General features: G+C 36.5%; 15 protein-coding genes. 12 read left to right on the top strand and 3 right to left on the bottom strand.

Annotation, left to right across the window (positions count from 1 at the left end):
* Positions 1-228 precede the first annotated feature (228 nt).
* The 6 genes from L2D08_RS19080 (at position 229) to L2D08_RS19055 (ending at position 5279) form a co-directional block, all read left to right on the top strand.
* Entirely contained in the window at positions 229-1311 is a 1083-nt protein-coding gene (locus L2D08_RS19080) for an extracellular solute-binding protein (protein ID WP_242236229.1), read from the top strand.
* 2 nt (positions 1312-1313) lie between these two features.
* The gene (locus L2D08_RS19075) at positions 1314-2396 is read left to right on the top strand and encodes an ABC transporter ATP-binding protein (RefSeq protein WP_242236227.1); all 1083 of its coding nucleotides are present in this window, start codon (positions 1314-1316) and stop codon (positions 2394-2396) included.
* 57 nt (positions 2397-2453) lie between these two features.
* Positions 2454-3296 (top strand): ABC transporter permease, encoded by an 843-nt coding sequence (locus tag L2D08_RS19070; RefSeq protein WP_242236318.1) that lies wholly within the window; start codon positions 2454-2456, stop codon positions 3294-3296.
* Positions 3293-4099, top strand: coding sequence for an ABC transporter permease (locus L2D08_RS19065; RefSeq protein WP_375337618.1), 807 nt, complete (start codon positions 3293-3295; stop codon positions 4097-4099). The genes L2D08_RS19070 and L2D08_RS19065 overlap by 4 nt, the downstream gene beginning before the upstream one ends.
* Before the next feature lie 98 nt (positions 4100-4197).
* Positions 4198-4590 carry a PaaI family thioesterase gene (locus tag L2D08_RS19060; RefSeq protein ID WP_242236225.1) on the top strand — a complete coding sequence of 131 codons (393 nt, stop codon included), beginning with the start codon at positions 4198-4200 and terminating at the stop codon, positions 4588-4590.
* 518 nt (positions 4591-5108) lie between these two features.
* Positions 5109-5279, top strand: a complete 171-nt coding sequence (locus L2D08_RS19055) for a hypothetical protein (RefSeq protein WP_242236223.1) — start codon at positions 5109-5111, stop codon at positions 5277-5279.
* 139 nt (positions 5280-5418) lie between these two features.
* Here L2D08_RS19055 and L2D08_RS19050 read toward each other — a convergent pair whose 3' ends face one another.
* The gene (locus L2D08_RS19050) at positions 5419-6444 is read right to left on the bottom strand and encodes a helix-turn-helix domain-containing protein (protein WP_242236221.1); all 1026 of its coding nucleotides are present in this window, start codon (positions 6442-6444) and stop codon (positions 5419-5421) included.
* Positions 6445-7160: 716 nt separating this feature from the next.
* Here L2D08_RS19050 and L2D08_RS19045 point away from each other — a divergent pair.
* The 3 genes from L2D08_RS19045 to L2D08_RS19035 all read left to right on the top strand — a co-directional run bounded on the left by L2D08_RS19045 (position 7161) and on the right by L2D08_RS19035 (position 8027).
* The gene (locus L2D08_RS19045) at positions 7161-7346 is read left to right on the top strand and encodes a DNA topoisomerase III family protein (RefSeq protein WP_242236219.1); all 186 of its coding nucleotides are present in this window, start codon (positions 7161-7163) and stop codon (positions 7344-7346) included.
* A 76-nt stretch (positions 7347-7422) separates the two neighbouring features.
* Positions 7423-7599 carry a hypothetical protein gene (locus tag L2D08_RS19040; protein ID WP_242236217.1) on the top strand — a complete coding sequence of 59 codons (177 nt, stop codon included), beginning with the start codon at positions 7423-7425 and terminating at the stop codon, positions 7597-7599.
* Positions 7600-7733: 134 nt separating this feature from the next.
* Entirely contained in the window at positions 7734-8027 is a 294-nt protein-coding gene (locus L2D08_RS19035; RefSeq protein ID WP_242236215.1) for a topoisomerase C-terminal repeat-containing protein, read from the top strand.
* Between the two features lie 264 nt (positions 8028-8291).
* On the opposite strand, the gene L2D08_RS19030 is transcribed toward L2D08_RS19035, so the two are convergent.
* On the bottom strand, positions 8292-8657 hold the full coding sequence (locus L2D08_RS19030) for a hypothetical protein (protein ID WP_242236213.1): 366 nt from the start codon (positions 8655-8657) through the stop codon (positions 8292-8294).
* A gap of 137 nt (positions 8658-8794) precedes the next feature.
* On the opposite strand from L2D08_RS19030, the gene L2D08_RS19025 reads away from it, so the two are divergent.
* Positions 8795-9070 carry a hypothetical protein gene (locus L2D08_RS19025; protein WP_242236211.1) on the top strand — a complete coding sequence of 92 codons (276 nt, stop codon included), beginning with the start codon at positions 8795-8797 and terminating at the stop codon, positions 9068-9070.
* Positions 9071-9077: 7 nt separating this feature from the next.
* Positions 9078-9209: a hypothetical protein gene (locus tag L2D08_RS24100; protein ID WP_255822043.1), complete on the top strand. Its 132-nt coding sequence runs from the start codon at positions 9078-9080 to the stop codon at positions 9207-9209.
* Positions 9210-10304: 1095 nt separating this feature from the next.
* Here L2D08_RS24100 and L2D08_RS19020 read toward each other — a convergent pair.
* On the bottom strand, positions 10305-10613 hold the full coding sequence (locus tag L2D08_RS19020) for a hypothetical protein (RefSeq protein ID WP_242236209.1): 309 nt from the start codon (positions 10611-10613) through the stop codon (positions 10305-10307).
* On the opposite strand from L2D08_RS19020, the gene L2D08_RS19015 reads away from it, so the two are divergent.
* The gene (locus tag L2D08_RS19015) at positions 10542-10961 is read left to right on the top strand and encodes an RNA-guided endonuclease InsQ/TnpB family protein (protein WP_375337617.1); all 420 of its coding nucleotides are present in this window, start codon (positions 10542-10544) and stop codon (positions 10959-10961) included. The two genes, L2D08_RS19020 and L2D08_RS19015, sit on opposite strands and share 72 nt — an antisense overlap.
* Positions 10962-12134 lie beyond the last annotated feature (1173 nt).

Genomic DNA, 12134 nt, shown 5'->3' with positions numbered 1-12134 from the left:
GTTATTGAAATATTTTGATAACAATGATAATATCTAATTATCGGATTTATAATCCGATTATCGGAAAAATGATTTGTTTGCAGGTGCTTTTTCTACAAGTGTAGGCAAATAGTTAATTTAGATAGGAGGGTTATATTTATTTACAAATGAAAACGCTAACATATCTTTAAGTAATTTTAGGGTTAGTTATTTAGCTTTAATTACTTCCAAATAAGGGGGAATGTTTACATGAAAAAAATCTACTTGCATGTATTTATGCTTATAATGGCTTCTCTATTGTTAGTAGGATGTAAAGAAGAGGAGAAAGCGGTCGGTGAAGGCGGTATTGAAGAAGAGCTGGTTGTCGCTGGTAATCAAGACATGACAGATTTAATGAATGAAAAAATATTTAAAGCATTCAAAGAAAAGCATCCCGGTATGAAAATTACGTATATTCCTGGTAATGGTGCCGAAACAGTAGCTAAAGTAAAAGCCCAAAAAAACGCCCCCCAAATAGATATAGCAATTCTTGAAGTTAATTCACAGATTGATGGACACAACAATAAAGTATGGGCGCCCATCCCTCAAAAAGATATTCCAAATATGAATAACATTGTCCATAAAGCAGATATACCTGAAAACAGTGGTGTTCCTATTTTTTATTCTCCTCACGTGGTCTCATATAACAGAGAGTTAGTTGAAAAAGAAGGTCTCCCAGTTTTAAAGTCATGGAATGACTTAGCCTCACCAGAATTAAAAGGAAGAGTTGCTCTCCAAGATCCATCAGGCAGCTTTGGGCGCACAGCTCTTATCATGCTTGCTTACGCAAATGGAGGATCGGAAAGCAATATCCAGCCAGGATTTAAAAAGTTAGAACAGATTGCCTCAAACCAGCCTACCTTTTATAAGAATCAAAGTTTTATTAATCAAGCTTTACAAGAAGAATCTGCAGCCTATACAGTTTGGGCGTTGAATCGTCATCACACTTACCGGGAAGAAGGGAATCTTCCACTTGAGTTTATCGTTCCTGAAGAGGGGGTTTACGTCTCGAATTCAGGAATTGCAACTGTAGTGGAAGGAGCTAAAAGCCCAAATGCAGCGAAAGAATTTATTAATTTTATGTTAAGCGAAGAAGTTCAAAAATCATTGGCAGAAGATCTTTACCTTAATCCAGTCATTGATGTAGAAGTTTCTAAAGAGACAGCTGAGATGCTGGAATTTGATAAGAGCAATGTAAAAGATTTTGATAATAAAGTGATCTCTGAAGAATTTCCAAAATGGCTTGAACAATTCAATCAGGAAATTACACCTCTAATTGGGAAGGAGATGTAAAGATGCAATATGATGTGGAATTGAAGAATATAAAAAAGCAATTTAATAAGCAGGATGTGGTCAAGGGATTCAATTTACAAGTAAAGAAAGGGGAGTTTATTTCATTTCTTGGTCCTTCCGGGTGCGGGAAAACCACAACATTAAACATGCTTGCCGGATTTTTGGATCCAAGTGAAGGGGAGCTGTTTATTAAGGGGAAAAGAATGAATAATATCCCCCCTTATAAAAGAGAACTCGGTATGGTATTTCAAACCTACTCTTTATTTCCTCATATGACGGTATTTGAAAATGTAGCGTATGGATTAAAGCTAAGAAAAAAGCCAAAAGCCGAAATCGAGTCAAGGGTAAGGAAAGTGTTAGAGCTAGTACAGCTGCCACACTTACACGACCGGTTTCCAAATCAACTCTCGGGGGGACAAAGACAGCGTATTGCAATTGCGCGCGCATTAGTTACTGAACCCTCTATCTTGCTGTTAGATGAACCATTAAGCAATCTTGATGCTAAACTTCGGGTCGAGCTAAGGGATGAATTAAAACGGCTCCACAAACAACTTGGTGTGACTACCATTTTTGTCACTCATGATCAAGAAGAAGCGTTGTCCTTGTCAGACAGAATCGTTGTTATGAGCCATGGAAATATTGAACAGATTGGTACACCTAATGAAATTTATAACCAGCCAAAATCTGAATTTGTCCACACATTCATTGGTCAAACTAATCAATTTGAAGGAAATATCAAATCAATTAATGGAAGCCAAATTCAAATTCTTTCAAAAGATGGAGTTGTTTTTAATACGGTTGTTTCTGACTCGAGATTTCAGGTTGGAGAAAGCGTAAATCTATTTATTCGTCCTGAAAGCATTTTTTTAGGAAAAGAACACAATAACTCTCTGGATACGGCATGTATCCAAGGGAAAATAAAATTAGTAACGTTTCTTGGCTCTATTACAGAATACCATGTGGCGATTGGAGACCACGACTTAGTGGTCAGAACCCAGCAGCCACAAAAAGAATGGATTGAAGGTGCAGATGTATTATGTTGCTGGAACATTGAAAACCAGCTTTTAATAAGAAGGGAGATGTAAACATTGGAACAAACTTCCCAACTTAAACTGAAGGCCCCAAGCAAGCTGGAACATATTATTTTTTCTAAATGGGTTGTCTACTTATTATTGACACCAGCATTAATCGTTTTAATTGGGGTATTTTTTATACCGATGTTGCTCATGCTTGTTCAAAGCCTGACTGATGAGCAAAGTAATTTTACTTTAGCGAACTATGCATTATTTTTCAGTGAACCTTTTTATTGGGGAGTTTTATGGCAGACTATTAAACTGAGTACATTTACTGTTTTAGGTGCGTTAATTTTAAGTTATCCTGTAGCTATGTTTATGGCTCAATCAAAAGGAAAAATAAGAGCAATTGTAACCTTTCTCGTTTTATTGCCCCATCTTGTAAGTGTGGTCATTAGAAACTTCGGCTGGACTATTATTTTAAATGACAGAGGAATGATAAACACGATTCTTCTGGAAGCAGGAATCATTGATCAGCCCTTACGATTAATGTACAACGAACTAGGCACAGTCATTGGTCTAGTTGACTCATTCGTCGCTTATATGATCCTGGCCATTGCAACGAGTCTCTATACAATAAATCCTTCCCTTTATAAAGCGGGAGCGATAATGGGTGCAAACAAGGTGAGAAATTTTATTAGTATTACTCTTCCATTAAGCCTGCCGGGAGTTTACTCTGGAATCGTGCTTGTTTTTAGTTTATCTATGAGCGCTTTTGTAACACCGACCCTTCTCGGCGGAACAAGTGTCAAGGTCATGCCTGCGCTGACTTATCAGCAGATTATGTTTACACTAAATTGGCCGCTTGGAGCAGCAATATCTTTTATTCTGTTAGGAACGACAATTTTCCTAGTTTCTACATTTACAAAGGTCACCGAGACGAAGCGATACAAGGTGGTGTTTAAATCATGATGAAACTTCGTTTTTCGTGGCTCGGCGTAATTACATTTTTCATTTTAATGTTTACAATCGCTCCTTTTCTTGTCATTGTCCCAAGTTCGTTCACTTCCGAAAATTTCGTATCATTTCCACCAGAGGGGCTTTCACTAAAGTGGTACACAGGACTTTTAGACATGCCAGGCTTAACAAGCGCTGTCATTTTCAGCTTGCAGTTAGCAATAGTTACAGCTATATTATCAACTGTTATCGGAACATTGGCCGGACTTTGTATTGCCAAGTACAACTTTAAAGGGAAACAGACAATTAATACGCTGCTGCTCTCTCCTTTGGCTTTGCCAGCTTTAATTATTGGGATTGCATTACTGGTTTATTTTACTTATCTAGGCTTAGCTGGATCATTTACAGGACTGCTTTTGGCACACATACTGATCACGATTCCTTATGTAATCCGTTTTGTCTTAACAGGAATGGCAACATTTGATGATAACTTAGAAAAAGCTGCTGCTATTATGGGGGCTAAACCAATTAGAATATTTTGGGATGTTACATTTCCGCTGATCCGTCCTGCCGTAATTTCAGGTACTGTTTTTTCTTTTTTAATTTCATTTGACAACGTTACAATTTCACTATTCCTAGTATCAGCGGAAAATATGACATTGCCTTTGTTGATTTTTAACTATATCCAGCAAAATTTAAGCCCGCTAATTTCTGCAGTGTCAACGGTAGTTATCCTTATAAGTTTAATACCTATCCTGATTATAGAGAAAATTTATGGACTTGACCGCTTGTTTGGCTTAAATTCAAATTCTCATTAATTTTTATTTTTATGAACCGTTATAATCAAAAGAGCAGACTATTTATTAGCTGCTCTTTTTAATCACTTATGTGAGATCAAGCAAGGAGGAAATATTCTATGGTAAATGAACACCCAAGTAATCCTTTCCGCAACCTTCTTAAAATAAAAGAGATTTATAGTTCTAGCGGAACTGCAGAAGTTAAAATTGATTTGTTTCCCGATCTTTTCAACTTTTCAGGAAATGTTCATGGAGGGGTATTAGCTTCTCTTATAGATATTTCTATCGGAAGTGCTGTTCGATCAACATTACAAGAGAACCAGCGATCTTCGACTGTTGAATTAAAAATTAATTACATAAAGCCAGCAAATGGATTATTTTTATTAGCTAAGTCATCCGTGTCACATAGAGGAACAACCTTGGTTGTAGGAACATCTGAGATCTTTAATGATCAAAATCAAGTGGTTGCAATAGGGACAGCGACTTTTTTCATTAAAGAATCTGCCTATTAAAAGTATTAAATCAATGCTTGAACAAGAGAAAAAACGTCAAGTTAGCGAGAAAAAGTGTACCTAATCAAAAGTATACTTTTGATTAGGTACACTTTTGTTGTTTTTAAAATGTCTGCAAAATGTGTGTGATAGGCAAGTTAACGAACAGCGTGATTCTAATGGGAAAATCATTTTGTATTTGAATGTATTCATATACTAAATAGATTGAATTTTTTCCTGCTTTCAAAGGCATATATTCTTTTTATTTTTTAGCCAGGATGTTGAGGTCTATATTTGATTTGTCAGGATCAATGCTTTTCTAAAAAGATGTTTTTTCTGAAGATCCTTTTCTCATTTTCGTTGTTTGCAGCAAAAACAGTCGTAGTGACATCATATTTGCTGCTTCTTATAAAGAACAATTCCTCTATATATGGATCTTCTACAGTAGGATAAACTACATGTTTTTGTGTGTAATTCATTATGTGTAAAATTCAAATAATTTACTAACAAACTAACTAATAAAGCTTTAAATAACGATAATGAAAGATATCGAATTTGAGACAATCGGAAAAGTAGAGCTTGAAAAAGGATGGAAAGAGCTGTTTTCTCACCAAAAAGAGGATGATGGAGAAAGAACGGCTTCAAATAACGTGCTGCCAAGCGTTTCTAAATACGAGGTGCAGAATGTTACCTTTTTTAGGGAAACCTAAGTTAGTATAGAGCACAAAGAAGCCATGTGGAAGGGACCACATAGCTTTTAAAACAGGTTCTTCGCTTATTTAATAACTAAATAATTACAACCATGGGAAGTGAAAATAAAGAACTAACTTAGGGAAATCAGTCATCATTCTAGTTGAATGCCTGAAAATTATTGATACTATCCCTGCTTTGGTCCTGTTCACGTTTATATACTTCTTCAAGGATTTCTGCTGCAATATCCTGCATGCTCTTGCCTGTCTGTTCACCTTTTTTGCGCAGCCAGTCCTTAATATCGACTGAAAGGGAAACCGACAACAACTCCTCCTCCGATTCAATGCTGAGTGCCTCGTATTCAGGAACATAACGCACGCGCCCTTGTTTAGCCGAACGTTTAATAAAGTCAGCTAATTCAACGTGAACACCATTTAACCGGGCATCTTTCATATGAGTGACCCATCGATCATTTAAGCGCTCCATATACAGATTAGCCACCGGAACCTGCTGGTAAAGCAGATCCATCACTTGATAGGTAAGGGAATAGGCTGCTGGCAGATTGAGCACCGCGTATCCTGGCTTTGTGCTGCGCTTTCCCATTTCAATGGAATAGTCGGGTGTCAACCTATGTGTGTAGATTCCTTCCATGTAGCTGAATGTCTCGTCGGTTCCCGGCACGATAAAGTGCCAGTCCCCTAAACCTTTGCGCATAAGTCTTGCTTCTGGAATGGAAGGGGAAGAAAAGCGCTGATATACCGCTTCTTTTGCTTTTTTATTGTAGTATTGCCGCTGGGAAAGCCGGTCTTCCCAAATTCTCTTTTCGTGCAGCTCACTGAATTCTTTTAAGTCGCTTTTTATAATAAGGGGAATGGTGCGCCCTTTCACTTGTCCCTCAGAAGCAGGGAGAATTCCTTCTTTAATATAGGCAGTAATGAAATTTCGGTTTGTCTGCAGGTACTCCGCCGCTTGGTTTAAGGTTAAGCCTTCCGGCGTTTTCGGCATGATTTCAATCAGCCGTTCAATTTCGTTTTTAGAAAAAAGAAGTCCTTGATGGCCACCCCACGGATCCTCCACAGCTTTTAGCTTCCCTTCCTGGACATACGCATGGACCGTAGAAACAGAGCGGCCAATCATCTCTGCGACTTCCTTTGTTGAGTAGTATTTCTCCTGGTTAATTTGCATGGTTTTTATCCATCCTTTGAAAAATATCTATGTACGTATCCTTACGCGATTCGGTATGTTATGGGTATAGCAGGTTTTATTTTGGTTCATACTGTTACTGTTTCGCTCAAACATCCTAACTCCTACGACGAAACCATTTTTGCAGTCAGGTCGCCCCCTGGCTGTTTTTTAGTTATGTGTGACTTCACAAAGGTTTACACAAACAACATGCGGTCATCCACATTACTGATCATTTCCAGTATTACTTCTTTCATTGTGAAATGATGTTCCTCTCCAAAACAGTACGCCAATCATCCCTACAGAGAAAAATCCACAAACTGTCGGCAGCCCTCTGAAAAGAAAGCTTTGACAAATGGATGCTACTTCACCTTTTTCTCATTCCTGAAATTGGAACATTCAAGGAAAAATCCTTTTTATCATTCAATTCGCTTTTTTTATTATCTTTTTTTGTTTCGTAACGCATGTGTATGTTGATGTTTTTATTTGCTTATTCTAAAAATTAAATATGTATTTTTTGTTCTGTATTTTAATGATTAATATAATTTTATCATTTTATATATATAAACACAATTTTACTATTTAATTTAAAAATTTATCATATAAAAAATTAGATATATATAATAAGTAATGCAAAGTAGTCCCTTTGTTAGCAAATGAATAGCCTGTCACCAGAAAAAAAGAATATTTATGATGAAGTGGTGTGGAATGCGCTGGCAATGTTCCATAAAGATTACCGGTATGAGGAAACGAAAGTTACAACGGTAGTAAAAGGCATAGAGTTTGAGATAATTGGAAAAATAGAACTTGAAAAGGGGTGGAAAAATCCATTTTCTCACCAAAAAGAGGGCGAAGGCGAAAAAACGGCTTCAAATAACGTGCTGCCAAGCATTTTTAAAGATTGAAAATGTAGCATCCTAAAGCAAAGAAGGGAAGACAAGCCCTCCCAAGCCGTTTACAGAAGGCAGTCTAATCAATCTCATGAAAACGGCTGGAAAAATGGTCGATGATGAAGCGGATAGTGAGATTTTAAAAGAGGTAGAGGGATCGGCACTGAAGCAACTCGATCTGGAATTATCGAAACGGTTAAAAAGAACGGCTATCTGGAAGGTAAGAAAAACATTGTATTCAGCACGAAAAAGTCGAAATTCTGTGTGAAGCGATTCAAGGGACTTTGTTATCGAGTCCTTCTATGACCGCAAAATGGGAATCCTGTTTAAGAAAGATCGGGGAAGGATCTGGTTTATCCAGTACTTTTATCCAGAGCATTAAAAAATTCGTGCAGAATTTGTTTGAAACGATACCCGGAAAAATGGATAGCTCGACGATTCAAAAGGCTGTGGAACAGCAGCAAACACAATTCAGTTATTGTATGTCCAGTTTGTAAAAAAGGGCGCATGGTAGACCTGAAAACATTGATTCGCTACTCTGAATACTCAAATGGCTGTACGTTTTCTATCGAAAAAACCATTGCTTCCAAGAAATTAACGGATAAAAACATTAAAGACTTGCTAGAAAAAGGGATAACTCCTGTCATAAAAGGCTTTAAATCATCTAAAACAAAGAAATCTTTGAAGCTAAATTGAAGATTGAGGATAAGAAAATCGGGTTTGCTTTTAGCAATAAATAAAAAGAAGTGCAGCTATGAGCCGCACTTCTTTTTGTGTTGATGTTTACAAATATTCCAGTTAGTGTATAGTTTGGAAAAAACTATAAAGGGGTCTTAGCTATGATTGACACAATATTATTATATATTACTGGACTTGTCTTTTTGTTCTTTATTGCGCTTTGGAACTGACTACATGTAGTTAGTTGACTACAAAAAGTCAGGGCTACAATTCCTCAGCTTTTTATATGATATCTGCAAATGGTTTGTTGTTTAATATGCCAAACTCAACTTTGTCAGGAAAAAGATCAATGCCTTGCAGCTTCATTATCATGGATTTTTCAGCCCATCCACGCAAACCTTCTGGTAAACGATATGCTACAGAATATCCGCTCAACGCTTTGATATTCGCTATGATCTCTCTTTTATCACCTAATTGACCACCTAAAAATCCTACAGAAAGAACTTCATGAATAGCACCTTGTTCTTCAATGTTGGATAGCACGGGCAATTCAAGCATTTTATGTTTTCCAGTATCTTTATAAATTTTGGCACCAGCTTTATTTATGGTGAAATCTGACAATATCATTCCTTCTTTCAATTCTTTCAATTTGTGCATCTCAGTTAATTTTATCATTTCATGGCAATTAAAGCACCCTCACAAACATTAGAATACATTTTTAAGATTTTCAAACGGAAGATAAAGATGAAAAGGTAGTCGGGGCTGACCGTCAAGGAAGAAGTAAAATGAAAAAAAAGCGTGGGTCTTTCAAACAAATCATGGCTAGCAGTAAATCAGATGGCGGATTCAAGTTAGATTTAGGTCAGCCAAATAAAGTCGCGCTGTTTGAAAGCCAGATTGATCGCGTTTCTTATTATGATATGATAGATCCCAACCATATCCGACTTCTATCTATGTCGGGCTTAAAAGACCAAATATTAACGGCTGTTATTAAAGAAACGATCTTAGAGTGCAATGAGCGTAATGATACTTTTGAAAAAGCGGGAGCAGATTCTAGGTGATGAAATGTTGAAAATAGAGGTACCTAAAAATAAGGATTGGAACGATGATTTAAAAGAAGTGGGGTCTTTGGAAAAACAGAAACAAAATCAGATTACTGCCCTTTTTTCTAATAATCAAGAATTGGAATATAAAAAATGATTGGCGTCTCCGGTAATTATCCCTGCAAGCAAACACGATAACACAAAGATCAAGATAAAGAGCAGGCTTTTATTTTTCAACCCGGTAGGATTCGAATAACTATACAGACTACTAATTAAAATGAAAGCTGTAAGAAGGAAAAGGATAGGTATGCTTACGATGAGTAAATCAGAGTAGCCAGATGGTCTGTATATTGATCCTTCATTGTAATAATCGATTGTAAAGATAATTCCGAATACTGAGAATTGATAAATAGAAAAATTAAAATAATTCATGCTAATGTAACTCCTATTCTCCGCGTGTCTTATGTTTAAAATATAGTTTTTTCCGAAAGATAACAAGGTTTTTTAAATAAATAATTCGCTTATACAGGGTATTTCCGTACAAGTAGAACTTTTATCGACCCTGGGTTTTAATAGATCCGAAAGAAAAACAAAGGTGGTATAAAAGAGGGCGTACAAAAGAAAAACACTAGAAGAAAAGAAAAGGAAATTGAGGAACTAATGGCTTTAATGGATTCACAAATACAAAACTATTTTGAATGTAAAGAGTAGCAGCAATCCTATTTGAGCGCTTTGTTTAAGTTTTTGTTTCTTTAACATAAAAGGTAGTCTTCAGATTTTCTGAAAGTTACCTTTTTGCTCCCTTATCAATTTCAAAAAAATCTTTTTTGAGATGGGTTTGCAAACATCCGACTTTAGTCTAAATTCCTATGTTTTTTGTGCCTCAAGATATTGCTCAAAATCAGTGTCTCATTGATTATCATTTGTGAATATAAAATTATTCTCACACTATTTGTTAAATTCAAATACACATAACATCAACATCGTTCACAAAATATAAGAATACAGCGCATAACTCTTCTGTAGAAAGCTTAATTAAATATAGAGCGCTTAATTAAAGCAAGAACCAGGCAATTACAATCACGGAAATAAAAGAATTGACATAAATAAGTCAGCTCTAATTTTGTTTGAACTCTTGATGATTGATTTTATTTCCGATTTGACCTTGCTCGCGTTTATACACTTCTTCAAGGATTTCCGCTGCAATATCCTGCATACTCTTACCTGTCCTCTTTTCTTTCGCAGCCAGTCCTTAATATCCACGGACAGGAAAACCGACAGCAGATTCCTCCTCCGATTCAATGCTGAGTGCCTCATATTCCGGTACATACCGCACACGCCCTTGTTTAGCCGAATCTTTAATAAAGTCCGCTAATTCAACCGAAACACCATTTAACCGGGCATCTTTCATATGAATGACCCATCGACCCTTTAACCGCTCCATGTACATATTGGCCACTGGCACCTGCTGATAAAGCAAATCCATCGTTTGATAAGTGAGGGAATAGACTGCCGGCAGATTGAGCACTGCATATCCAGGTTTCGTGCTGCGCTTGCCCATTTGTTCCGCCTTACAAACACCTACAGCGTCATTTGTGTAGAGGATCTGAATATCCACAATCTGGTGAAAAACCGGAAACTGTCTAAATCAATACATGATACAGGGTGTGGAATGTTCCGTCAGTTTCTGGTGTATAAATGCGAGCGCGATTCCGGCCAGCTGGTTAAAGTGAAGCCGCATTTCACCACCCAGGACTGTTCGAACTGTGGAAAAAGAGTGAAAAAATCTCTTTCCGTTCGAACGCATGTCTGTCCGGATTGCGGCCTTGTGCTGGACCGTGACTATAATGCCGCCTCGAACATTGAAAAAGCCGGGCTGATCCAGATAGGGTTCATTCCGGTAATATAATCCTTTACAACTGTAAACTGTAAGTCAAAGTCCCGCCCGAACAGTATAAAACAACGCCTGTGGAGATGGTGTAAGACCCTGTTCGGAAGATAGGGCGGATATCGGTGAAGCAGGAAAATCAATGAAGTCAGAGCATATTTTTTATTTCTCTGGCAGAGATGCTCCATCAAAGTGCGCAGCAATTAGTTGGAGGCGTTCACAGACGTACTGTTTACTGAGCTAAACCTGTTCGTGTACTTCCGAATGAAAAGAATGGTCGTCATAAAATTTCTTCACATCAACTCTAGGCAGTTGGAAAAACTATAAGAAATTAATAAGGAGGAAGGTTTCATGCAAAAAAAACAGCGCAACGAAAAACTTTTTAATGCAATCACAGGTATTGTAATCATTTTAGTTATGGTCGTATATTATTGGCTTCTTATTAGAATCGGTGGCTTTCCCATTAACTAACTTCTAAGCCCGTCTTATCGGTCAATTGCTGATTTGTGTGCTAGCCCATACATTTCAATATGTTCAGGGTATAAAGGAATTTTCTTTCGTTCATACTGTTACTGTCCGCTTAAAATATCCTAACTCCTACGACACCATTTCGCAGTCAGGTTCCCGCCTGGCTGTTTTTTTTAGTTAAGCGAATTTCCGTACAGGTTTACGCAAACAATATGCGATAATCCACATCACTGATTATTTCCGGTAAAACTTCCTGGATCGATAAGTGATGCTGCTTCCCCAATCGGTTCATCAACATTTCTTATAGAAAAATCCGCAAACTGCCACAGCTATGCGAAAAGAGCACTTTCCCGACTGGATGCTGTTTTATCCTTTTTCTCATTCCGGATGATGGAATATTCAAGAAAGAAATCATTTCCTCATTCAATTCGCTTCTTTTCTTTATTCCTTCTTTTTTTAACTAAAGTATATGTTGTTATTATTCTTTCCTTATTTCAAAAATTAAATATATATTATTTTTTCTGTATATTAATAATCAATATTTATTTATCATTTTAAATAATCAAATGTTATTTAATTATTTTAATTTAAATATTTATCATATATATTTTTAATTATTTATAACAGTTAAAACAAAGGGACTATTTTTTTCACTAAGTTAGCAAAAACAAAAAAATGATTTTATTAAAAATGATATAATTAAATAAAAAGTAGATTATTAAATAT

The sequence above is a fragment of the Domibacillus sp. PGB-M46 genome, assembly GCF_022668875.1.
Classification (GTDB): Bacteria; Bacillota; Bacilli; order Bacillales; family Domibacillaceae; genus Domibacillus.
The sequence above is the reverse complement of the archived record's forward strand: the minus strand, read 5'-3'. Positions and strand labels throughout refer to the sequence as shown.

What these genes read in the sequence shown, in the direction of transcription:
- L2D08_RS19055 (WP_242236223.1), top strand. Translation starts at nt 5,109, where the DNA reads ATGAAAGATATCGAATTTGAGACAATCGGAAAAGTAGAGCTTGAAAAA.
- L2D08_RS19045 (WP_242236219.1), top strand. Translation starts at nt 7,161, where the DNA reads ATGTTCCATAAAGATTACCGGTATGAGGAAACGAAAGTTACAACGGTA.
- L2D08_RS19020 (WP_242236209.1), bottom strand. Translation starts at nt 10,613, where the DNA reads ATGGGCAAGCGCAGCACGAAACCTGGATATGCAGTGCTCAATCTGCCG.
- L2D08_RS19080 (WP_242236229.1), top strand. Translation starts at nt 229, where the DNA reads ATGAAAAAAATCTACTTGCATGTATTTATGCTTATAATGGCTTCTCTA.
- L2D08_RS19060 (WP_242236225.1), top strand. Translation starts at nt 4,198, where the DNA reads ATGGTAAATGAACACCCAAGTAATCCTTTCCGCAACCTTCTTAAAATA.
- L2D08_RS19075 (WP_242236227.1), top strand. Translation starts at nt 1,314, where the DNA reads ATGCAATATGATGTGGAATTGAAGAATATAAAAAAGCAATTTAATAAG.
- L2D08_RS19065 (WP_375337618.1), top strand. Translation starts at nt 3,293, where the DNA reads ATGATGAAACTTCGTTTTTCGTGGCTCGGCGTAATTACATTTTTCATT.
- L2D08_RS19040 (WP_242236217.1), top strand. Translation starts at nt 7,423, where the DNA reads ATGAAAACGGCTGGAAAAATGGTCGATGATGAAGCGGATAGTGAGATT.
- L2D08_RS19050 (WP_242236221.1), bottom strand. Translation starts at nt 6,444, where the DNA reads ATGCAAATTAACCAGGAGAAATACTACTCAACAAAGGAAGTCGCAGAG.
- L2D08_RS19025 (WP_242236211.1), top strand. Translation starts at nt 8,795, where the DNA reads ATGAAAAAAAAGCGTGGGTCTTTCAAACAAATCATGGCTAGCAGTAAA.